The sequence below is a fragment of the Candidatus Njordibacter sp. Uisw_056 genome, assembly GCF_047730085.1.
Taxonomy (GTDB): domain Bacteria; phylum Pseudomonadota; class Gammaproteobacteria; order Pseudomonadales; family Balneatricaceae; genus Njordibacter.
Genome location: NZ_CP159830.1, coordinates 1,840,962 through 1,862,647, shown reverse-complemented (window position 1 = coordinate 1,862,647; position 21,686 = coordinate 1,840,962). Strand labels below are relative to the sequence as shown.

Below are 21,686 nucleotides of genomic sequence, written 5' to 3'. Positions count from 1 at the left end.
CACTGAGGAACCACTAATGAAAGATGCCTTTATCTGTGATGCTATAAGAACACCGTTTGGTCGATATGGAGGCAGCCTTGCTAGTGTTCGCACAGACGACCTAGGTGCTGTGCCTATTAAAGCACTCATGGATCGCAATGCCAGTGTTGATTGGACGTGCGTGGATGATGTTTTTTACGGATGTGCTAATCAAGCAGGAGAGGACAACCGTAACGTTGCTCGCATGAGTGGTTTATTAGCAGGGTTGCCCATTGATGTGCCAGGAATGACCCTAAATCGGCTGTGTGGTTCTGGTATTGATGCGGTAGGTACAGGTGCTAGAGCCATACGCAGTGGTGAAGCAAACCTAATTATTGCTGGGGGCGTTGAGTCTATGTCGCGGGCACCATTTGTGGTAGCAAAAGCTAATACGGCATTTAGCCGGCAGGCTGAAATGTTTGATACAACCATAGGCTGGCGTTTTATCAACCCACTAATGAAACAGCAATATGGTGTTGATTCTATGCCAGAAACTGCCGAAAACGTGGCTGTGCAATTTGGTATAGACCGTACGTCCCAAGATGCATTTGCATTTTCAAGTCAAACCCGCGCAGCAAAAGCACAAGCGGATGGTATTTTTGCAGAAGAAATTGTGCCAGTGCGGATACCTCAACGGAAAAAACAAGACAGTGTCTTCTCGCAAGATGAGCATTTGCGGCTAAGTAGCCTAGAAACCTTAAGTCAATTAGCTACGCCATTTCGTGAAGGTGGTAGCGTAACTGCAGGTAATGCGTCGGGTGTTAATGATGGTTCTTGCGCCTTGCTATTGGCCTCAAGCGAGGGTGCTAAACGCCATGGATTAACTCCACAAGCTCGTATTTTGGGCATGGCAACGGCAGGTTTGGAACCTAATATTATGGGTTATGGCCCAGTGGCAGCTACGCTCAAAGTGCTAAAAAATACGGGTCTAAGCCTGAACCAAATGGATGTGATTGAATTGAATGAGGCCTTTGCTGCCCAAGGCTTGGCTGTAATGCGGGCCTTGGGCATTAACGATGACGCAGGCCATGTTAACCCGAATGGAGGGGCCATTGCGTTAGGCCATCCCCTTGGTGCTAGTGGTGCTCGGTTAGTGACAACGGCCATGTATCAGCTACACCGAACTAACAGTCAATATGCGTTATGCACTATGTGCATTGGCGTAGGGCAAGGCATTGCACTGATTATTGAACGCGTCTAGGTCTAGATATACCTAATAATGATTACCATTTGTGCGTCTATCAAATGCAGCATAACCCACTAACCCTGGCTAAACATGGTGAATAAGATGATTACAAACACGGCACAAGAAACAGAATTAGAACTACTATTTCAGGCCAAAATTGACACTGAACAAAAAATTGAGCCTAAAGATTGGATGCCAGATGCCTATCGTCAAAATTTAATTCGTCAAATGTCACAGCATGCGCATTCAGAAGTCATTGGTATGCAGCCAGAAGGTAATTGGATTACACGTGCGCCTTCTTTACGTCGCAAAGCTGTGCTGCTTTCTAAGGTACAAGACGAAGCTGGCCATGGGTTATACCTATACAGCGCTACCGAAACCTTGGGTATTTCTCGGGCTGAAATGATTACTGCTTTACAAACTGGGACTGCTAAATATGCCTCTATTTTTAACTACCCCACCCAAACATGGGGTGACATGGGGGCGATTGGTTGGTTAGTCGACGGTGCTGCCATATGTAACCAGGTTTCACTGCAGCGCACTTCTTATGGCCCCTACGCCAGAAGCATGATTCGTATCTGTAAGGAAGAAAGCTTCCATCAGCGTCAAGGGTATCAAATTATGATAGAGCTGGCCCATGGTACCCCTGCTCAAAAAGAGATGGCTCAAGATTCCCTTAATCGGTTTTATTGGCCATCCCTTATGATGTTTGGTCCCCATGATTCAGAATCGGCACATTTAGCTCGGTCGATGAAATGGAAAATAAAACGTGAAACTAACGATGACTTGCGCCAAAAGTTTATTAACCAAACTGTTTCGCAGATTAACTACTTGGGTTTAGATCACCCAGACAAAGCCTTGCAGTGGAATGAAGAGCGAGGGCATTACGACAGCAGTGAGTTAAATTGGGATGAGTTTTATAGTGTTATTAATGGCAATGGTCATTGTAATCGCCAACGCATACAGCATCATGTGAAAGCCCATGAAGAAGGGGCCTGGGTGCGCGAAGCCACCGCTGCTTACAACCTGAAGAAACAACTAAAGCTGGCAAGAGATGCGGCTTAATCTTTAAGATTATTAAGGACCATGAGACATTATGACTATAGAAAAGCTTGAATTATTTGAAGTGTTCGTTCGCCCAAAGCGTGGGCTAGATCACAAACATGTGGGTAGCCTGCACGCTGAAGGTAGGGAACAGGCGCTAGAATATGCTCGTGATGTATATACCCGCCGCACCGAAGGTATCAGTATATGGGTGGTGAAATCACAAGACATTAGTGCATCACAAGAAGATGACAATGAATGTTTCTTTGATCCATCAGATGATAAACCTTACCGACATGCGACCTATTATCCACTGCCTAAAGAAATTAGTACTATGTGAGCGGGAGCCTCTTTATGACGCAATCTACTCAACATAAAGTGGATAGTAAGCAAGACTTGATCAACTACGTTGTGCGCTTGGGAGATGACTCCATTGTGCTAGGGCATCGTATTTCAGAATGGGTCAGTGAAGGTCCCTTTTTAGAAGAGGATATCGCCTTAGGTAATGTGGCGCTAGATTATATTGGCCGTGCGCGAATGTTCTATGGCTATGCTGCCACTTTAAGTGGAGATGGAAAAACTGAAGATGACTTTGCTTTTTTACGTAATGAGCGTGAATTTGAAAATTATTTGATTAATGAGTTACCCCGTGGTGATTTTGCGTACACGATTACACGCCAGCTGATGGTTGATCTATACAATAAATATTATTTGCAGGCACTCACCCAGTCTGCAGACCCAACGCTTGTGGCTATTGCACAAAAAGCAGTGAAAGAAACAACCTACCATTGCAGGCGCAGTAAATCTTGGGCTCTTAGGTTAGGCGATGGTACCGACGAAAGTAAGCAAAGAATGCAGTTAGCTATTGATAATATTTGGGGTTATAGCCACGAATTGTTTGAATCAGATACACTCGAACAGCGTTTAATTAATACTGGCGTTGCGGTAGATTGTGCAGCTTTAAAACAGCTTTGGCTAGCTGATATTGAAGCTATTTTTGAAGAAGCTGGGCTTGCTATTCCAGAGCAAACTTGGGCTGTGCGAGGTGGCCGAAAAGGCTACCATAGTGAGCACTTAGGCCATCTTTTAACACAAATGCAGTTTGTTTATCGCTCATTTCCTGGAGCTAAGTGGTAGTCTTATGACCGCTCTAATTCGCTCGTTAATCCCTATGAAGTCGAGCCTTCAATATGACCGTGAAAAATTTCGACGTAACTCGCAAGTGCCACATTTGTGGGCTTTGCTAGATTCAGTGAAAGACCCAGAAATTCCTGTGTTGTCTTTATGGGACATTGGCATATTAAAAGATATTAGCCAGTGCGAGCAAAGTGTTACCGTTACGATTACACCCACTTATTCAGGCTGCCCAGCCATGGATGTTATCCGTGAAGATATTACTGCTGCGTTACTGAATTATGGTGTTGCTCAAGTAGAAGTTGAGCTTGAACTAACCCCAGCTTGGACAACTGACTGGATGACTAGCAAGGGCCGTGATGAGCTGCGTGGTTATGGCATAGCACCGCCAAACGATGTGGTAAACCCTTCACATGGGTCACAGGTGCACACTGTTGAGTTAAGTGAAACAACTCAGGTGAAATGCCCCCACTGCGGTGGCCTTGACACACGCATGATCAGCGAATTTGGCTCTACGGCGTGTAAAGCACTATTTCAATGCAATGATTGCAGTGAGCCATTTGATTTATTCAAACATATTTAGGTAAGATTTGTGTCAGAGACTAATTTTTATTCGTTAATTATAGACGATGTTAAACCAGAAACAGACACTGCAGTTCGGGTGAGTTTTAGTGTGCCTAGAGCGTTGCGCGACACCTTTGCTTTTAAACCAGGCCAATTTTTAACATTACAAACCCACATTAACAGCGAACAAGTTCGGCGATCTTACTCTATTTGTAGTGGCGTTGATGATGGGCATCTGCGCGTGGGCATAAAGCGGGTTAGGGGTGGGCTTTTTTCAAACTATGCTAACGACCAATTTAAAGTGGGCGACACCATTGAAGTGATGCCACCACAAGGTAATTTTAGTCCGCAGTTAAACCCTACACATCAAAAAAACTATATGTGTTTGGCAGTAGGCAGCGGCATTACCCCTATTTTATCAATTATCACCTCGGTGTTAAGCCGCGAACCTAATAGCAAAGTAACGCTTGTTTATGGCAACAAACGCACCAACACTGTGATGTTTAAAGAAGAGCTTAGTTTTATAAAGAGCCGCTACCTAAGTCGTTTTAAGTGGGTCAATATTATGAGCCAAGAAGACCAAGGCTCTGATGTATTAAAAGGTAAAATTGACAACAAAAAAGGCTATTTACTACAAAAGTATAAAATGATTGATATCCTCAACGCCAATGAAGCGTTTATTTGTGGCCCTGAATCAATGATTTCCGAAGTGTCTCATGGCTTTAGGCTTGAAGGCCTTGCTAGCGAACAGATTCACTATGAGCTGTTTGCAAATTCATCAGCAGATTCTGACGTAATGTTAGAAAAATCAAGATTACGTATTCAACAATACGGTGAAGATAAAACGAGTAAAGTGACTGTTATTTCTGACGGACGGTCGATTTATTTTGACTTGGCTACAGTGGGTTCAAATATTTTAGATGCGGGTATGGACAATGGTGTTGAACTGCCGTACTCCTGCAAAGCTGGCGTGTGTTCTACGTGTAAAGCCAAGCTAATTAAGGGTGCAGTTGACATGGACATTAGCCATGGGCTTGAACCACATGAAGTAAAATCTGGCTATATATTAACCTGTCAGGCACACCCCGTGTCGGACGAAGTGATTGTGAGCTTTGACGATAGATAGGCATAAAGTGATGGATAAGAATAAACGTACTCAACAGATTCAACAACACATCAAAGACAACAGCATTAGCTGCACGTCCATGGTGGTTACTGTATTTGGTGATCTCGTGTCACAACATGGTAGTTGGGTCTCGTTAGCCAGCCTCATTCAGGTGCTAGAACCGTTTGGGTTTAATGAGCGTCAAATTAGAACGTCTGTGTATCGTTTAGTGCAAAATGATTGGCTTCAAGTTAATAAAGTGGGTCGCTGCAGTTACTATTGTTTTACCGACTCAGCAACAGGCCATTACGAAAAAGCAGCGCGGCGTATTTATGCTGCACATCAACCAGAATGGGATAATAACTGGACCTTAGTGTTACCCGTATCTGTGCCCGATGTGAAACTTGAAGAGTTTAGAAAAAGCCTAATATGGCAGGGGTTCAATACCTTAACAAGTGGACTCTATGCCCATCCTTCCTCAGAACGCTCATCACTAGATGAGTTAATTCATGAGTTAGGTATTGTCAACGATCTTGTGGTCTTCACTGCGTCTACATCAGACTTGAACTCACAGGGTGTACTTAAAGATTTGATAAAAAATAGATGGAAATTGTCTGAGTTAGAAACTTACTATCATGATTTCCTCCGTTTTTACCGGCCTATCTGTCAAAAGATATTTTTAACCTTGCCGGAACCAGATGAGTGTTTATTGTTACGACAGGCAATAATCCATGATTATCGGCGTATTTTATTGCGAGACCCAGACTTCCCTGCTGCAATGTTACCGCCAGGTTGGGTGGGCCATGAAGCCCAAGATCTAGTGAAGCGGGCTTATAACGTATTAGCAGAGCCTTCAATTTATTATATTAGTCAAAAAATGCAAAACGCTCAGGGGTCAATGCCAGAACCAGATAGGCGTTTCTTCACGCGATTTGGCGGTCTAAAACCACATCATAACAATTAGTTGGCTCTATAATTACGCTAGATTCAACTCTATAATCCCTCCATATTGAATAGCTAGGATTAACTACAGTGACGCCTCCTCAAGATCATAAAAAAGAGCCAGTACAATTATTAAACCATGGTTCAATTGCTGTTATATTTATTGATAATCCCCCTGTGAACGCTTTGTCTCATGCGGTGAGGCAGGGCATAGTGAGTTGTCTCAAGGCCGCTGAAACAGATAATAACGTAGACGCTATTGTGGTTAGCTGCAGTGGGCGTACATTTATCGCAGGGGCAGATATATCTGAATTCGGTCAGCCAGCGCTAGAGCCCCATTTACCAGACGTGCTAGCGCAATTAGATGAGTGCAGTAAACCCATTATAGCGGCATTATTTGGCACCGTATTGGGGGGAGGCTTCGAAGTGGCGCTGTCTTGTCATTATCGAGTAGCACTCACTAATACTAACCTGGGTTTGCCTGAAGTGACTTTAGGCCTTATTCCCGGCGCAGGTGGCACACAGTTATTGCCGCGCTTGGCCGGAGTAGAAATAGCTTTGCAGATGATTACTTCAGGTAAAGCAGAAACTGCTAAAAAACTCTTTGAACACGGTGTTATTGATCTGTTAGTTGAGCAGGGCCCAATTAACCCTGGCGAAACTTTGTTACAGCAAGCTATTGTGTTTGCGCAAAATATAGCAAAAAAAGGTGAAAAAATTCGGCGTGTTTCTGAAATAAGTATTCACAACAATGAACACCATAGTGAGCTATTTGACCAGTGGCGTAAAAAATTAGCTAAAAAGGCACGAGGCCAAAATGCGCCACAGTGTTGTATCAATTCAATTGAAAACGCAGTGCTGTTACCTTTTAATGAGGGTAAAAAGCGTGAGCGTGAGTTTTTTATAACGTGCCGAGATTCATCTCAGTCTGTGGCCATGCGGCATGCCTTTTTTGCTGAGCGACGAGCAGCTAAACTACCTGCAGCCTATGATAAAACCCAAAATGTTACCCTATTGCCAATTAAACAGGTTGCCATAGTTGGTGCTGGAACTATGGGTGGTGGCATTGCAATGTGTTTTGCCAATGCAGGTTTAAGCGTTATATTGCTAGAAATGAGTGAAGATAATCTAACCCGTGGGCTATTGGCTATTCGCAAGCGTTTTGAACAAGCCTTGAACCGAGGCTTAATAGACCATGTGCAACTTGAACAGCGCATGAGCTTAATTGTAGGTACATGTAATTATGAAGATTTGTCTGAAGTAGATTTGGTTGTTGAGGCTGCCTTTGAAACCATGGCCGTTAAACGACAGATATTTGCCACCTTAGATCAAGTGTGCAAGCTTGAGGCTATTTTAGCTAGCAACACATCTTATTTAGATATTAACGAAATAGCCCAATCAACCGCTCGCTCCCATAAAGTTTTGGGTATGCACTTTTTTGCCCCAGCTAATATTATGAAACTATTAGAAGTGGTATGTGCTGACGATACAGACGAGCAGACCCTTAAGACAGTAATGGCGCTGGGTAAAAAGCTAGGAAAAATTTCAGTTGCTGTGGGCGTATGTTATGGCTTTGTAGGTAACAGAATGTACTCGTGTTATGGGCGCGAAGCCAATATGTTGTTGCTAGAGGGAGCGAGCCCAGATCACATTGATACCGCAATGAAGAATTGGGGTATGGCCATGGGGCCTTTAGCAGTGACCGACATGTCTGGTATCGACATTGCCTATAAGGCGCGCCAAGAAAACCCCGCACTGAAACAAGATCCCCTTTATTTTCGTGCAGCAGACCTTATGGTTGAGGCAGGTCGTTTAGGACAAAAAACAGGAGCGGGCTTTTATCGCTATGATAGTGATGCTAGGACACCTCAGGTTGATGAACGTGTATTGGCTGTTTTTTCTAACGAAGCAAAAATACTGGGTGTTGTTCAGCGGGGCGATATAACCGAAAAAGAAATACAAAATCGGTTAGTGTTTGCCTTAATTAATGAAGGTGCTCGTATTTTAGCAGAAGGCATTGCCACTAAAGCCAGCGATATTGACGCAATTTGGTTAAATGGCTATGGTTTCCCTCGGCATCTAGGAGGTCCTATGTGCTACGCCGATGAAATAGGTATAGACACTGTAGTTGAAGGTATTAAGCTGTATCAGCAGCAAGGGAATGGCCTTTACTGGCATACTGCCCAATTGCTTGAACAGCTAATTGTTAGTGGTGAGAAGTTGTCACAACAATAATGTGGCTTTAAAGAGCCTGTATGCAAATGCAGGCCTAAATAACAGGCATAAAAAAACCACAATTAAGTGGCTTGATTAGAATGGCTCCTCGACCAGGACTCGAACCTGGGACCAATAGATTAACAGTCTACTGCTCTACCAACTGAGCTATCGAGGAATCATAAGGTTTCGCGTTGAGGTTGGCTCCTCGACCAGGACTCGAACCTGGGACCAATAGATTAACAGTCTACTGCTCTACCAACTGAGCTATCGAGGAATTGCTCAATGCGAGGCGCGAATATTAATGATCTATTGGCCTTGAGTCAAGTGTAAAAAACCATTTTATTTGAATAGCTTAAACCTTTTTACACGGTTATTGCTGTAGGCTACATTTTTACTAGCTGCAACGCCTGTCTAATTATAAAACAGCTTATGTAAATAAAAACTAGCGTGTAGGTGGCTTCTGCATAGCTTCTTGTTAGGCGTATTAAAAAGTTGCAAAATGCACCGAAAAGTTATTCCCAAATCATTTTCAACGCCAGTAAAATAGCTTCCGTGTTATGATGCGTAAACAGTTTAACTGAAGGAAATAACCGTGGATGCTACGGCCAATAAATTACTTGAATTAGTGTTAAAACCATTAAATATTACCCACCATCAACTCGTTAACGATAGTCATAAACACAGTGGCTTGGCAACTGATAGCCATTACAATTTGGTGTTGGTGTCTGACGATTTTGCTGGTATTGGAGCGGTAAAACGTCATCAGCAGGTATTCGCTCTGGTTGGTGAGTTAATGAAGAACCCAATTCATGCATTAGCGCTCCATTGCTATACGGTGCAGCAGTGGCAGGCAAAGCAAGAAAAAATGCCAGAAACGGCCCCTTGTATGGGTGGTAGTTAACCCCTTTAATAATGTAAAAACTAAAAAAAGCCCCACAGACTCAGTCTTTGGGGCTTTTTTTAGTATCGGGTGTGCAGGGGGGAGTTAAAAGTCCCCTGTGCCTGCAAGTTGCTCCCTACGTGTGGCCATAAAGTCTTTTAGGCCGTCGTCAATACCTTGATCTAAAGGTGGTGCTTCGTATTCATTTAGCATTTTCTTCCACAGGGCATTGGCCCTAACCTGGATATCTTTGCTACCGTCCTCTTCCCACTGCTCAAAACTATTGTTGTCGGCAAGGTTCGACATGTAAAAGGCTTCTTTGAAGTTGGCTTGGGTATGGGCACAGCCTAAAAAGTGATTGCCTGGGCCTACTTCGCGCAGTGCGTCTAAGGCTTGGCCATTTTCTGAAAGGTCTATACCCTTGCAGAAAGTATGAGCCATGCCCAGTTGATCTAAGTCCATAACAAACTTTTCATAACCCATAGACAACCCAGCTTCAAGCCAACCGGCTGAGTGTAATGCAAAGTTAACACCAGCCAAAATGGTAGGCATTAGGGTGTTGGCACTTTCGGATGCTGCTTGAGCATCTGCGACTTTAGAGCCAGGCAATGAACCACCACTGCGGAATGGCACACCCAAACGACGGGCAAGTTGCGCCGCCCCATAGAGCACTAAAGCAGGTTCTGGCGTACCAAAGGTAGGTGCACCAGATTGCATGGAAATAGAGCTTGCAAAGGTACCAAAGATACAGGGTGTGCCAGGGCGGTATAGCTGAATAAAAGTAATACCAGCCAATACTTCTGCAAGTATTTGAGCCAATGTGCCGGCAATGGTCACTGGTGACATAGCACCCGCCAAGATGAACGGTGTCACTACACAGGCTTGGTTGTTTTCAGCATAAACCTTAGCCGCACCTAACATGGTGTCGTCAAAAGTCATTGGCGAGTTAGCATTGATTAAGCTGGTGGTTACCGTGTTGTTCTTAACAAAGTCTTCACCAAATACAATCTTCGCCATGTCCACAGTGTCTTGGGCACGAGAAGGTGCAGTAACAGAGCCCATGAACGCCTTATCGCTGTATTTGATGTGGCTATAAATCATATCTAAGTGACGAGTCGTTACAGGCACGTCTACTGGCTCACATATGGTGCCACCAGAGTGGTGCATGTAAGGCGACATGTAGGCTAGCTTAACGAAGTTCTGGAAATCTTGAATGGTGGCATAACGACGGCCATTATCTAAGTCGCGCACAAATGGAGAGCCATAACCTGGAGCAAAAACGGTGTTTTTGCCACCGACTTCAAGGTTGCGGTCACTGTTACGTGCGTGCTGAGTATAGCTAGATGGAGCCGAAGCTTGAATAATTTGGCGGCACATTCCGCGGGGGAAACGCACACGTTCGCCATCTACACTTGCGCCAGCTGCCTTAAGTATTGCCAATGCTTCTGGTTCATCACGAAAATCAATACCAATTTCTTCTAAAATGGTATCAGCATTGCGTTCTATGAGTTCTAGACCTGCTTCATCTAACACTTCAAATGGATTCATTTGACGGGTGATATAGGCAGGTACTTTTATAGTTTCGCTAGCTCGTAATGCTTGGCGTGCACTACGACCACCACCGCTTTTGCGGCGTCCGGGGGCTTCACTCATGGAAATACTCCTCAATAAAATGGGGCGGAATTGATATGGGCCAAATTTTGCAGTTCTTGACCTTTCCATGCTGACTACATGGCGACTGCTTGTTGTGTTTAAGCGCCACTTTTAACCAAGGTAGGCAGCTGAAAAAATTGTTAAGCGTCATCATGAATTAAATTCATTATAATTTGAAAAAAACTCAACTTGATTAATGCTTCAAAGCGCCCCTAAGGCTAGCTAAGCCACACACAGGTAGGTAGCATAGCCTCATTATTTGTATGTAATGAGAATTAGTAATGAGCGCCAACACACTTCAAGACTTATTGACAAAGCACGGTGTTTTACTTGCAGATGGCGCCACTGGAACCAATTTATTTGCTATGGGCTTAGAAACAGGCGATGCACCAGAATTATGGAATGTAGATTACCCAGAGCGCATTGCTGCTAACTATCAAAGTTTTGTAGATGCAGGTTCAGACATTATTTTAACCAATACGTTTGGTGGCACGCATTATCGCTTGAAACTTCACAACGCCGCCCACCGAGTGCACGAACTAAACGTTGCCGGTGTTAAAATAGGCCGCAAAGTAGCAGACAATGCAGGCCGCCCAGTTATTATCGCGGGCTCTATAGGGCCAACGGGTGAAATACCAGAACCTATGGGTAGCTTAAGCCATAGTGATGCGGTGACTGCATTTTCAGAACAAGCGCATGCCCTTAAAGAAGGTGGTGCAGACATATTGTGGATAGAGACTATGTCATCAACACAAGAGTCTGAGGCAGCCATTGAAGGCGCTAACCAAACAGGATTGCCGGTTATTTGTACTTACAGTTTTGACACTAATGGCCGATCTATGATGGGAGTTACTCCTGCAGACATGGTGCAATCTTGTGCCCATAAAAATCATACTTCGTATGCCTGCGGTTCTAACTGCGGTGTAGGGGCGTCTGAGTTGGTGATGGCTATCTGCAATATGCGCAAAGCACCAGGCGGCGATAAAGCTATTTTAGTTGCTAAAGCCAACTGTGGTATTCCAGAATACGTCAACGGTGCGATTCGTTATAACGGTACGCCGGAAATTATGGCCCACTATGCCACCATGGCTATGGACGCTGGCGCAGATATTATTGGCGGTTGCTGCGGTACTTCTCCAGAGCATGTTGCGGCAATGCGCCAAGCTCTAGATAGCCATACCAAGGGTGAAATGCCAACTGTAGAGCAAATTGAGTTGGTATTAGGTGAGGTTTCTAAAGGTGGCAAAGCACAGTTTTCTGGTGACCTAAGTGTGGCAGGTGGGGCGGCTGAAGGGGCTACCATAAACCGCCGATCACGCCGTCGCTAGCCTATAGGTTAATTAGTAAAGCCGCTATTTTCTTTTTAAAGCAATCCCTTTTCCAGCGCTGTCTGGCCAAAGTAAATGTGCCTGATCAGCTGTAATTTTGCTTAAGCTTTGCATCATCAAGTCACTAAAATTAGTCACTTTTTTTGCTAGTAAGTTGTAGCTTAAAAACAACATTTCTACTGTGGCTAACAGCTCATTATGTTCATTAAACATACGGTGAAAAATACGAATACGCTTATTGTCTGTCTCTAGTACTTGCGTAGTAATAGTCACTATTTCGCCTAAGCCTATTTCTTTTATATAACTTAAGTGACTCTCAACTGTGAAAAGAGTTTCGCCCGTCGTTTTAATGTGGTCCAAGGATAAACCCAAGTGCTCTTGCAACCCGTCTGAGGCCTTGGTGAAGATGACAAGGTAATAGGCATCATTAAGGTGGCCGTTGTAATCAATCCACTCTTTTAACACGGGTGTCTGAAAGGTTTGTAGTGCGCTGTGCATGTTTTTTTCCATCATGGGTAAAAGTAGGAAGGGCCTCTAGGCTCATCAAAAACCATAGATTAGACGTTGCAAGGCTCTTAAAGAATGATTAATATCACATTATTATTGCACATTTACGACATCTTCCTCTATGTTTACAGCTAAAGTGATCACTAAAACTATCAATATGGCTTTTTACCTAGTGCCAGAATTTTCCATGATTGGATTTTCAGCCTTAGTAGATCCGCTGCGGCAGGCTAATAATGTGTCTGGTGAATTACTTTATCGGTGGCAGGTCGTCAGTGAAAGTGGTGAAGCAGTTGCTGCCAGTAATGGCATGAGTTTAATTGCCGATTGCGCTATAGGCCAGGAAGCAAAGCCTGACATGCTTATTATTTGTGCGGGATTTAACCCAGAAAAAGACCAGTCTAAAAAGTTACAAACGTGGTTACAGCAGCATAGCCGCCGCGGTGTGTGGCTAGGCAGCCAAGATACGGGCAGCTATCTGTTGGCTAAAAGTGGTTTGTTGAATGATCACCGTGCCACTATCCACTGGGAAAATTTAATGGCCTTCAAAGAGGTGTTTAGGCAAGTGGAAGTGGTGGAAGAACTGTATGAAATTGATGGCCGGCGTTTTACCTGTTCTGGGGGTTTAGCAGGCTTGGATATGATGTTGTATTTAATTCAATGCCAGCGGGGGCACGAGCTGTCTTTATCAGTCTCTGACGAACTCATTTATAGCCATATGAGAGAGGGAAAAGCACCGCAACGCATGAGCAGCGCACTAAGGTTGGGCACCAATAATCGTAAATTATTAACAGTGATAGGGGCTATGGAAGATCACCTAGAAGACCCACTAAGTGTGCCTACCCTGGCGGCCATGGTTAACGTGTCAGAACGTGAGTTAGAGCGATTATTTAGTCGTCATTTGCAACAATCACCAGGCCGTTATTACCGGGCTAAACGGTTACAAAGAGCCCGGGCATTGCTGCAACAAACTGACAGGCAAGTAGTAGATGTTGCTATGGCCAGTGGGTTTGGCTCTGCAGCACACTTTTCACGTGCCTACAGGCAGTTTTTTAATGTAGCCCCAAGCCAGGATAGGCAGCAACAGCTGCGTCGTGCCTAGGCTAGGGTTATCGGCCTTGCCAATGAGGCGTCCGTTTTTCGGCAAAGGCGTTAGGTCCTTCGCTGGCATCTTCTGAGTGCAACATGGTTTGATACACTGGCACTGATTCACGCATGTGGCCATAAGCCTGCTCTAGCTCCATGCTTTGTGTTGCACGTGTAATCGCTTTAATAGACGCTAGTGATAAAGGTGCAGATTGGGCAATCTCTTGGGCCCAAGCTAAGGCTTGTTCAATAAGCACGTCTCCTTCACAATGGCGGTTAATAAGGCCAAAATGAGTGGCTTCTTCCACGGCCATGCGGCGGCCAGACATTAACATGTCCATGGCGATCGCCTGGGGCAGGCGGCGGGGTAACCTAAGCACGCCACCACTGTCTGGAATGATACCCAAAGTCGCTTCTGGCAAAAAGAATTGAGCATGATTAGCGGCAATAATTAAGTCGGCAGCCAATGCTAGCTCAAAACCACCACCGGCTGCATAACCGTTAACTGCAGCAATAACAGGTTTGTCTAGGTTCCATAACTCTGTAAGCCCTGCAAACCCGCCACGGCCAAAATCGGCATCTACTGCTTCGCCCTCTGCGGCGGCTTTTAAATCCCAACCGGCACTAAAAAAGCGTTCACCACTTCCTGTGATAACAGCCACACGCAGGCTGGGATCGTTTGCAAAATCAATAAAAGCTTCACCCATTGCATGTGATGTAGGGGCATCTATAGCATTGGCTTTTGGGCGGTTTAGGGTGATGAGTAACACGGCGCCATGGCGCTCGCAAAGGACTGAATGGGTCATGGTTTTTGTTGGCCTAGTTGGATAAGGGCATCAACTGCTACAGCACCATCTTTAAGGGCGAGTAGGGGGTTAATGTCGAGTTCGAATACGGGCATCTTTTGACTATAGTCTAGCACTGCCATTACTGCATCGACTATTGCGTCCAAATCGGCAGCTGCTTGGCCTCGGTAACCCATCAATATGGGCGCACACTTAAGGTTAGATAACACCCGCTTCACGGCGTATTTATGAGTAGGCAGTAGCACGCTTTGGGCATCTTGTAATACGTCTACCAAAATGCCACCAGCGCCCAAAACAAGATATTGGCCAAAGAGAGGGTCTGTATTAATACCAATAATTAGCTCCACCACAGCGTTTTGTACCATTTGTTCTGCTAACAGGGTATCGCTTAGTACAAATAAGGCGTCGGCGGCTTCTTCTAATTGAACTCGGTTTTTAAGGTTAAGCTTTACTGCGCCTAATTCAGTTTTGTGGGCTAGATTTGCCCCAACTGCTTTTAACGTAATAGGATACCCAAGGCTCTCAGCCGCATTAACCACTTGCTCTAAATTAGATGCTGTTTTACCTTTGGGTATAGGCAAACCGTGTTGGTTTAATGCGTGTTTGCTCTGTATCTCGGACAATGGCGGTATATTGCTAGGGCTCAGTGCACTAATATGTCGAATGTGAAGCGCTTCTGGTATGGCTGCATTAAAGGCTTGGCCAATGGTATAGGCATGATTTAAAGCAGTGAGGCATTGATCCATACCAATCATGGGTGCCATTCCCTTATCGAGACACGCCGCAATGGCGTGTGGTGGCATACATTCAGCCATGGAAGCCAAGACAATGGCTTTATGCTTGCCAGCTACAGCTGCGTCTGCCAAAGCTAAGAGCGCCGTATCCCATTCTAGTGGCTCTGCAGTGGCGTTGTTAGGCCAATCGAGTATTAATAGGGTAGCGCTAAAGTTGGCTGCCATATGGGCCGCAAAAGTAGCAGCCATTTGCTCACGCTTATTCCAAATATAGGTTTGATAATCTAATGGGTTGCTGACCTGTTCACCATTATTAAAAGTGCTTAACGTCGCGTTCTTTTGAGCTAATGAAACTTCACCAAATACAATGTCACGGCCATCAATAAGGTCTGCCATCATGCCGGCTTCACCGCCAGAGCAGCTCATAGAAGCAATATTTTTATGCGCTAGTGGGCCGAGGATAGAAAGTAGTTTTAAGGTCTCTAAAAATTCGGGCACAGTATTCACACGGGCAATGCCTAGGCGACTAAATAAAGCGTCAAAAAGGCTGTCTGCACCTGTTAAAGAGCTAGTATGGGTTAGGGCTATTGTTGCAGCCGCTGCGGTGCGCCCTGTTTTAATGGCAACGATGGGTATTTTGTGCTGTAAAGCCCGGCGTGCAGCGGCATCAAAAGATGCCAAATCGGTGATGCCTTCAATATGTAAACCAATGGCAGTTACCCTTGGGTCATCCAGCATAGAGTCTATTACCGTGGCAATATCTACTTGCGCCTGGTTACCCATGGTAAACATATAAGCAATGGGCAAACCAATTTTTTGCATGGTCATGTTAAGGCCAATGTTACCGCTTTGGGTAATAATACCTACACCCTTGTCTACTGGCTGACACCCATGTTGATCTGGCCACAACACGGCTTTATCTAAGGCATTAATTACGCCATAACAGTTAGGGCCAATAATGGGCATGTCGCCTGCAGCTTTTAACAGCCGTTGTTGGCGCTCAACCCCAACATCTTTTAAGGTTTCACCGAGTTCACTAAACCCAGAGGCGTAGAGTAGGGCACCACCAGCACCCATCTGGTTCAGTAGGGCAACTGTTTCTATGGCACTTTCCGCGTTCACTGCGACGTACGCAGCATCAGGCGCATAGGGTAAGTCGTGAACTGATTTTATGCACTTAATGCCCATTAGCTCACTGCGCGTTGGGTGTACCGACCAAATCGGCCCGGTAAACCCCATGGTAAGGCTTTCGCGAATTGCAAAATCTGCTCCACGGCTACCAAATACGGCGATAGACTTTGGCGCCAATAAGCGCCGTAATCGTTGTTTATTTATCATGTTGGCACCGGCGCTTAGTTATGCTTCTAGGGGCCGAAGCATGGCACGAGAAATAATATGCCGTTGAATTTCGCTAGTGCCGTCCCAAATCCGCTCTACACGGTGGTCGCGCCAGATCCGCTCTAGGGGTAATTCATCCATTAGGCCCATGCCACCCAAAATTTGTATAGCCTCATCAGACACCATGGCTAGCATTTCTGTGGCTTTTAGTTTGGCCATAGCGGCATCAGAATCCGTCATTTCACCAGTGCAGTCTCTCCAAGCAGCGTACATGGTGAGCAATTCTGCCGCTTTAAGTTCGGTAGCCATATCCGCTAGCTTAAAAGACACGCCCTGAAACTTACCAATGGTTTGACCAAATTGCTTGCGGTTAGCGGCCCATTCTGTGGCAATTTCTAAGGCTCTTTCAGCGCGCCCTAAGCACATAGCGGCAACAGAAAGACGGGTTGCACCTAGCCACTGATTAGCCACGTCAAACCCATGATCTTCTTCACCTAATACTTGAGACTTATGCACACGGCAGTTATCAAAATTAAGGATGCAGTTGTGATAACCACGATGGGATACACTGGTGTAACCTGGCTCTACAGTGAAGCCTGGGGTCCCTATATCCACTAGAAAGCTGGTGATTTTCTTTTTAGGCCCCCTCGGTGTTTGCTCTACGCCGCTTGCTGCGAACAAAATAACAAAATCAGCCACATCGGCATGGCTAATAAAGTGTTTGGTGCCATTAATAATAAAGTCATCGCCATCACGTTCAGCACGGCACTGCATCGAGCGAACGTCTGAACCTGCGTTGGGCTCAGTTAGGGCTAAACAATCTACCTTTTCTCCACGGATACTGGCATGAAGGTAATTTTCAATCTGGTCGCCTTTGCAGGCAAGTAAAATGTTGCTTGGGCGGCCAACAATGTACTGCAAACCAAAATTGGCACGGCCCAACTCACGCTCCATTAAGCAAAGGGTTAAACTGTCTAATCCAGCCCCACCATGTTCTTCTGGCATATTTGCGGCATACAAACCTAAGTCTAGGGCCTTTTGTTTAATTTGCGCATACAACTCTGGGCGAATCTCATTAGTCTTTTCTACCTCTGCTTCATGAGGATAGAGCTCTTGCTCGACAAAGGTCTTTAGGGTGTCGATGATCATCTGTTGTTCGTTGGTAAGGCTAAAATCCATGATCTGGTCTTCTCTAAGGCGGATGATTTATGAGTGAGTTTGGCTTTTTTATTTTTCTTTGGCTATACTTTTTTAGTGGGTGGAACAGCCATTACCCGACCCTTCTGTTTGGGTGCAGGTAACTGCCGATGGGCTTGCCAAATTTGTTCTAACACGGCTAATACGTGAGGCTTAATGGGTGCAGCAGAGGCCGTATTCATGTCAACATGTAGCAACATTTGCTCTGTAGTTGCCAGTAAGTTCCCGGTGTTTCCATGATACATATGGTGGAAAAAGTGCAGGCGTTTAGTGTCAAAACCTAAGACCTGAGTAGTAAAACGCAGGGGTTCTCCCTTTGATACTTCTTGGTAGTAGTTAATGTGTGTCTCTACTGTGTAAAAAGAAGAGCCTGATGCGCGGTAAGCTTCGTTAATACCAATGTAGCGAAATAACGCATCAGAAGCCTCTCCCATGGCATATAAGTAAAAAGACTCACTCATATGGCCATTATAATCAATCCATTCTTCACGAACCGCGTCGTTAAACAGGGCAAGAGGGCAGTCTATGGCTTCACCCGAAGCATACGTTCGGTAGTGTTTAGTAAGGTAAATGTCGTTATCCATGAACTGCTCTTATGTGGCTGCTAACTGAGGTTGTTTTAAATGTCGTTGCTAACTCCTACTATGCCTTAGAGTTTTTAGTTCAACTTGATTAAATACGAATAAATATTGGTCAATAGCGATTAAAGATTGCTCAATTTAATGTAAAAAAGGCCACTAAGGCTAGCGCTCAGAGCGACCCTCTGTAAGCACTAAAAAGGGTAACAAAATGGAGCCAAATAGGTGCTAAGTTTCGTTTCGGAAAGCTGTTTGACTTGTGTTTCTTATAGGCGTCATAACGGGTGACTTTAGGGCTAATGTTAGGTCGCTTTTAAGTATGTAGTTAATTTACAAAAGCGTACTATTTCCCACCAAGATTCTCGTCATCCACTTTGCGCTTTTGCAAAATGGGTAAAATAACCACAAATTGATGCCCAATTGGCTCAATTTAAATTCCAAGGTAAAATCATGTCTAAGACTTACTTGTCCGACATCGACATTGCTCGCGCTGCCGAGAAACGTCCGATTGCTGAAGTTGCTGCTAAGTTGAACATCGATATTGATGATCTAGAAATGTATGGCAAAATCAAGGCTAAAATAAGCCCTGAGTTCATCAAGAGCGTTAAAAACCGCAAAGATGGCAAGCTGATACTAGTCACGGCTATTAACCCAACTCCAGCTGGTGAAGGCAAGACGACTACCACTATCGGTTTGGGCGATGCCTTGAATCAAATTGGTAAGCAAACGTCTGTATGTCTTCGTGAGCCTTCTCTTGGCCCTTGCTTTGGCGTTAAGGGCGGTGCAGCGGGCGGTGGTTACGCTCAAGTTGTTCCAATGGAAGATATTAACTTGCACTTCACTGGCGATTTCCATGCCATTGGTCTAGCGCATAACTTGCTTTCTGCAGCTATTGATAACCATCTTCAGCAAGGTAATGAACTGAACATAGACCCACGGCGCATCGAATGGAAGCGCGTAATGGACATGAACGATCGTGCTCTACGCAACGTTACCATTGGCCTTGGTGGCCCTGCTCATGGTATTCCTCGCGAAAGTGGTTTTGATATCACCGTAGCTTCAGAAGTAATGGCTATTTTTTGCTTGGCTAACACTCTAGCTGAACTTAAAGAGAAGCTCGGTGACGCGGTTGTTGGTTACACTCATGACCAGAAGCCTGTTACTGCACGTGACCTAAAAGTCCATGGTGCAATGACTGTGTTGTTGAAAGACGCCTTCAGCCCTAACCTTGTGCAAACACTAGAGCACACTCCTGCATTTGTGCACGGTGGCCCATTTGCTAACATTGCTCACGGTTGTAACTCTGTGGTTGCTACACGTTTGTCTATGAAGCTAAGCGAATACACCGTAACAGAAGCTGGTTTTGGTGCTGACTTGGGTGCTGAGAAGTTTCTAGACATTAAATGTCGTAAAGCAGGTATCACTCCAAGCGCTGTTGTTATTGTTGCTACTATTCGTGCACTTAAGCTCCACGGTGGTGTGCCCCTTAAAGACGTTAACAACGAAAACCTAGAAGCGGTTGCTAAAGGTGTTGAAAACCTTAAAAAGCACATTGAAAACATTCACCAGTTTGGTCTTCCTGTAGTGGTTGCTGTTAATAAGTTTGTTACTGACACCGACGAAGAAGTAAAAACTGTTCAAGCTAAATGTGATTACCTAGGTGTTCAAGTGATTGAAGCGAACCACTGGGCAGATGGCGGCAAAGGTGCTATAGAACTAGCAGAGGCTGTTGTTGATTTGGTAGAAAACCATGAGAACGACTTCCACTACTTGTATGAAGACGACATGCCACTTTGGGACAAGGTTAAAACTGTCGCTCAAAAGATATATGGCGCTGACAACATTCAAGGTGACCAGAAGCTTCGTGACCGTTTTACAGCACTAGAAAAAGCGGGTTATGGCAACTTGCCTATCTGCATGGCTAAAACGCAGTATTCTTTCTCTACAGACCCTGCCTTAAAGGGGCGTCCCACTGGGTTTGACATCCCACTTCGTGAAGTGCGTTTATCTGCCGGTGCTGGTTTTATTGTGGTTCTTGCTGGTGACGTAATGACCATGCCTGGGCTTCCTAAAAAACCCGCTGCTGAAGTAATCGACATCAATGAAAATGGCGATATTATTGGCTTGTTCTAAGCTAACAGGTCATTAAAAAAGCCCCACTAGGTTTCACCTAATGGGGCTTTTTTGTGTGCACTACTCATTGAATCAAACCGGTTTTGGTGGCGCAGTGGAATGCCTAAGCCGCAACTCTACCTCAAGTTGCTGCTGGGCTTGGGGAGTAGCTCCGGCTAAGCGGTCTATTAGGTATTGTGCTGCACGCTGACCCATGAGTTTAAAGGGAATATGCATAGTGGTGAGGCTTGGGGTTAGGTTGGCACTAATGGCCAAGTCATCAAACCCTGTAATAGATACGCTGCCTGGTACTTCAATGTTACTGGCTTGGCACTCTAATAAAGCCCCTGTTGCGAGTACGTCATTGCTGCATAAGATAGCGGTAGGTGGGGTGCTTAAGGTGAGGAGTTGGCGACAAGCAGCACGGCCTGCTTCAATGCTGTAGTTACACTCAATAACAGCGCCTTGCGCTAATGTAATGCCCTGTGCAAATAGGGCGTGCTCCATGCCTTTTAAACGGTCAGAGGCGCGGTCGTTGCCTGTAGAAATACCACTAATAATGGCGAACTGTTGGTGGCCAAGAGTGGTTAGGTGCAATGGTATGAGCTTGGCAGCTTCATAGTTATTAAACCCCACGCATGGATGAGGGCAATCACTGCTATAGGCCCATGTAAGTACATAAGGAATTTTTCTTTGCTCTAGTAGGGCATAAATTAATGGATCGTGGTCTAGCCCTACCAACATTACAGCATCAACACCACGTTCTATAAGCGTTCGTACTTGGGTTAGTTCGTGTTGCGAATCATAACCAGAGGTGGTGAGCATTAAGCTAAGGCTAGCCTGGTTTAATTCACTCTCAAAAGCTTCGATGCCATCAGCAAAAATAGCATTTGCTAAGGTGGGGATTACTGCGCCAATGCAGCGAGAGCGTTTACTTGCTAAAGCTCTGGCGGCAGCGTCAGCAACATATTGAAGTTCGACAATTGCCTCTTGCACACGCAGCCTTACGCCTGTGCGCACAGATTTGGGTTGGTTAATAACGCGCGATACTGTGGCGGTAGAAACGCCAGCAGCTTTCGCAACATCGCCTTGTGTGGCTGGCTTGCTTGGGGAATTCACATTAATTGCGCTTGCTTTAACATCATGCTGTATTATACACAGATAAAAATGTAAGCGCATACAAAAATACGCTATTGGTGCTTGTTTGTCTCATTTTAATGGTCTACTATAGCGTCAATAAATAAATGTAAGCGCATACAA

19 protein-coding genes and 2 tRNA genes are annotated in these 21,686 nt (G+C 45.1%); 12 read left to right on the top strand and 9 right to left on the bottom strand.

The annotated features are described in order from the left end of the window. The first annotated feature begins 16 nt into the window (after positions 1–16). The 8 genes from pcaF to ABXT60_RS08960 all read left to right on the top strand — a co-directional run bounded on the left by pcaF (position 17) and on the right by ABXT60_RS08960 (position 8,228). Entirely contained in the window at positions 17–1,219 is a 1,203-nt protein-coding gene (pcaF, locus tag ABXT60_RS08995; RefSeq protein WP_443629809.1) for a 3-oxoadipyl-CoA thiolase, read from the top strand. 87 nt (positions 1,220–1,306) lie between these two features. Then, positions 1,307–2,269 (top strand): 1,2-phenylacetyl-CoA epoxidase subunit PaaA, encoded by a 963-nt coding sequence (gene paaA, locus ABXT60_RS08990; protein WP_443629808.1) that lies wholly within the window; start codon positions 1,307–1,309, stop codon positions 2,267–2,269. Between the two features lie 31 nt (positions 2,270–2,300). Then, positions 2,301–2,588, top strand: coding sequence for a 1,2-phenylacetyl-CoA epoxidase subunit PaaB (paaB, locus tag ABXT60_RS08985; protein ID WP_443629807.1), 288 nt, complete (start codon positions 2,301–2,303; stop codon positions 2,586–2,588). A 14-nt stretch (positions 2,589–2,602) separates the two neighbouring features. Then, positions 2,603–3,385 carry a 1,2-phenylacetyl-CoA epoxidase subunit PaaC gene (paaC, locus tag ABXT60_RS08980; RefSeq protein WP_443629806.1) on the top strand — a complete coding sequence of 261 codons (783 nt, stop codon included), beginning with the start codon at positions 2,603–2,605 and terminating at the stop codon, positions 3,383–3,385. A gap of 4 nt (positions 3,386–3,389) precedes the next feature. Beyond that, positions 3,390–3,965 carry a 1,2-phenylacetyl-CoA epoxidase subunit PaaD gene (gene paaD / locus ABXT60_RS08975; protein ID WP_443629805.1) on the top strand — a complete coding sequence of 192 codons (576 nt, stop codon included), beginning with the start codon at positions 3,390–3,392 and terminating at the stop codon, positions 3,963–3,965. 9 nt (positions 3,966–3,974) lie between these two features. Next, positions 3,975–5,072, top strand: a complete 1,098-nt coding sequence (locus ABXT60_RS08970; RefSeq protein ID WP_443629804.1) for a 2Fe-2S iron-sulfur cluster-binding protein — start codon at positions 3,975–3,977, stop codon at positions 5,070–5,072. 10 nt (positions 5,073–5,082) lie between these two features. Continuing rightward, positions 5,083–6,015 carry a PaaX family transcriptional regulator gene (locus ABXT60_RS08965; protein ID WP_443629803.1) on the top strand — a complete coding sequence of 311 codons (933 nt, stop codon included), beginning with the start codon at positions 5,083–5,085 and terminating at the stop codon, positions 6,013–6,015. A 68-nt stretch (positions 6,016–6,083) separates the two neighbouring features. Continuing rightward, positions 6,084–8,228, top strand: coding sequence for a 3-hydroxyacyl-CoA dehydrogenase NAD-binding domain-containing protein (locus tag ABXT60_RS08960; protein ID WP_443629802.1), 2,145 nt, complete (start codon positions 6,084–6,086; stop codon positions 8,226–8,228). Positions 8,229–8,309: 81 nt separating this feature from the next. Here the strand turns inward: ABXT60_RS08960 and ABXT60_RS08955 are convergent. Continuing rightward, a tRNA-Asn gene (locus ABXT60_RS08955) sits at positions 8,310–8,385 on the bottom strand. 23 nt (positions 8,386–8,408) lie between these two features. Continuing rightward, positions 8,409–8,484, bottom strand: a tRNA-Asn gene (locus ABXT60_RS08950). A gap of 318 nt (positions 8,485–8,802) precedes the next feature. Between ABXT60_RS08950 and ABXT60_RS08945 the strand changes: the two genes are divergently transcribed. Then, positions 8,803–9,111, top strand: a complete 309-nt coding sequence (locus ABXT60_RS08945; protein WP_443629801.1) for a BolA family protein — start codon at positions 8,803–8,805, stop codon at positions 9,109–9,111. A gap of 84 nt (positions 9,112–9,195) precedes the next feature. Here the strand turns inward: ABXT60_RS08945 and ABXT60_RS08940 are convergent, their stop codons facing one another. After that, the gene (locus tag ABXT60_RS08940; RefSeq protein WP_443629800.1) at positions 9,196–10,743 is read right to left on the bottom strand and encodes a trimethylamine methyltransferase family protein; all 1,548 of its coding nucleotides are present in this window, start codon (positions 10,741–10,743) and stop codon (positions 9,196–9,198) included. 281 nt (positions 10,744–11,024) lie between these two features. Here ABXT60_RS08940 and bmt point away from each other — a divergent pair, with 281 nt between their 5' ends. After that, entirely contained in the window at positions 11,025–12,071 is a 1,047-nt protein-coding gene (gene bmt / locus ABXT60_RS08935) for a betaine--homocysteine S-methyltransferase (RefSeq protein ID WP_443629799.1), read from the top strand. Positions 12,072–12,095: 24 nt separating this feature from the next. Here the strand turns inward: bmt and ABXT60_RS08930 are convergent, their stop codons facing one another. Next, positions 12,096–12,569 carry a thioesterase family protein gene (locus ABXT60_RS08930; RefSeq protein WP_443629798.1) on the bottom strand — a complete coding sequence of 158 codons (474 nt, stop codon included), beginning with the start codon at positions 12,567–12,569 and terminating at the stop codon, positions 12,096–12,098. Between the two features lie 130 nt (positions 12,570–12,699). Between ABXT60_RS08930 and ABXT60_RS08925 the strand changes: the two genes are divergently transcribed. Beyond that, positions 12,700–13,677, top strand: a complete 978-nt coding sequence (locus ABXT60_RS08925) for a GlxA family transcriptional regulator (RefSeq protein WP_443629797.1) — start codon at positions 12,700–12,702, stop codon at positions 13,675–13,677. Positions 13,678–13,684: 7 nt separating this feature from the next. Here ABXT60_RS08925 and ABXT60_RS08920 read toward each other — a convergent pair whose 3' ends face one another. The 4 genes from ABXT60_RS08920 to ABXT60_RS08905 form a co-directional block, all read right to left on the bottom strand. Then, complete coding sequence (locus ABXT60_RS08920) at positions 13,685–14,467, bottom strand: enoyl-CoA hydratase-related protein (protein ID WP_443629796.1); 783 nt, start codon at positions 14,465–14,467, stop codon at positions 13,685–13,687. Next, positions 14,464–16,539 (bottom strand): acetate--CoA ligase family protein, encoded by a 2,076-nt coding sequence (locus ABXT60_RS08915; protein ID WP_443629795.1) that lies wholly within the window; start codon positions 16,537–16,539, stop codon positions 14,464–14,466. The genes ABXT60_RS08920 and ABXT60_RS08915 overlap by 4 nt, the downstream gene beginning before the upstream one ends. Positions 16,540–16,557: 18 nt before the next feature. Continuing rightward, the gene (locus tag ABXT60_RS08910; protein ID WP_443629794.1) at positions 16,558–17,718 is read right to left on the bottom strand and encodes an acyl-CoA dehydrogenase family protein; all 1,161 of its coding nucleotides are present in this window, start codon (positions 17,716–17,718) and stop codon (positions 16,558–16,560) included. Between the two features lie 62 nt (positions 17,719–17,780). Continuing rightward, positions 17,781–18,320, bottom strand: coding sequence for a thioesterase family protein (locus tag ABXT60_RS08905; RefSeq protein WP_443629793.1), 540 nt, complete (start codon positions 18,318–18,320; stop codon positions 17,781–17,783). A 444-nt stretch (positions 18,321–18,764) separates the two neighbouring features. Here ABXT60_RS08905 and ABXT60_RS08900 point away from each other — a divergent pair, with 444 nt between their 5' ends. Continuing rightward, complete coding sequence (locus tag ABXT60_RS08900) at positions 18,765–20,447, top strand: formate--tetrahydrofolate ligase (RefSeq protein WP_443629792.1); 1,683 nt, start codon at positions 18,765–18,767, stop codon at positions 20,445–20,447. Between the two features lie 72 nt (positions 20,448–20,519). Here ABXT60_RS08900 and ABXT60_RS08895 read toward each other — a convergent pair whose 3' ends face one another. Next, a complete protein-coding gene (locus ABXT60_RS08895) occupies positions 20,520–21,545 on the bottom strand; it encodes a LacI family DNA-binding transcriptional regulator (RefSeq protein WP_443629791.1) in 1,026 nt (341 codons plus the stop codon). Between the last annotated feature and the right edge of the window lie 141 nt (positions 21,546–21,686).

Excerpts from the sequence above, each read along its gene's own strand:
- pcaF (WP_443629809.1), top strand. The coding sequence starts at position 17 with ATGAAAGATGCCTTTATCTGTGATGCTATAAGAACACCGTTTGGTCGA.
- paaA (WP_443629808.1), top strand. The coding sequence starts at position 1,307 with ATGATTACAAACACGGCACAAGAAACAGAATTAGAACTACTATTTCAG.
- paaB (WP_443629807.1), top strand. The coding sequence starts at position 2,301 with ATGACTATAGAAAAGCTTGAATTATTTGAAGTGTTCGTTCGCCCAAAG.
- paaC (WP_443629806.1), top strand. The coding sequence starts at position 2,603 with ATGACGCAATCTACTCAACATAAAGTGGATAGTAAGCAAGACTTGATC.
- paaD (WP_443629805.1), top strand. The coding sequence starts at position 3,390 with ATGACCGCTCTAATTCGCTCGTTAATCCCTATGAAGTCGAGCCTTCAA.
- ABXT60_RS08965 (WP_443629803.1), top strand. The coding sequence starts at position 5,083 with ATGGATAAGAATAAACGTACTCAACAGATTCAACAACACATCAAAGAC.
- ABXT60_RS08940 (WP_443629800.1), bottom strand. The coding sequence starts at position 10,743 with ATGAGTGAAGCCCCCGGACGCCGCAAAAGCGGTGGTGGTCGTAGTGCA.
- bmt (WP_443629799.1), top strand. The coding sequence starts at position 11,025 with ATGAGCGCCAACACACTTCAAGACTTATTGACAAAGCACGGTGTTTTA.
- ABXT60_RS08930 (WP_443629798.1), bottom strand. The coding sequence starts at position 12,569 with ATGCACAGCGCACTACAAACCTTTCAGACACCCGTGTTAAAAGAGTGG.
- ABXT60_RS08925 (WP_443629797.1), top strand. The coding sequence starts at position 12,700 with ATGTTTACAGCTAAAGTGATCACTAAAACTATCAATATGGCTTTTTAC.
- ABXT60_RS08920 (WP_443629796.1), bottom strand. The coding sequence starts at position 14,467 with ATGACCCATTCAGTCCTTTGCGAGCGCCATGGCGCCGTGTTACTCATC.
- ABXT60_RS08915 (WP_443629795.1), bottom strand. The coding sequence starts at position 16,539 with ATGATAAATAAACAACGATTACGGCGCTTATTGGCGCCAAAGTCTATC.
- ABXT60_RS08910 (WP_443629794.1), bottom strand. The coding sequence starts at position 17,718 with ATGGATTTTAGCCTTACCAACGAACAACAGATGATCATCGACACCCTA.
- ABXT60_RS08905 (WP_443629793.1), bottom strand. The coding sequence starts at position 18,320 with ATGGATAACGACATTTACCTTACTAAACACTACCGAACGTATGCTTCG.
- ABXT60_RS08900 (WP_443629792.1), top strand. The coding sequence starts at position 18,765 with ATGTCTAAGACTTACTTGTCCGACATCGACATTGCTCGCGCTGCCGAG.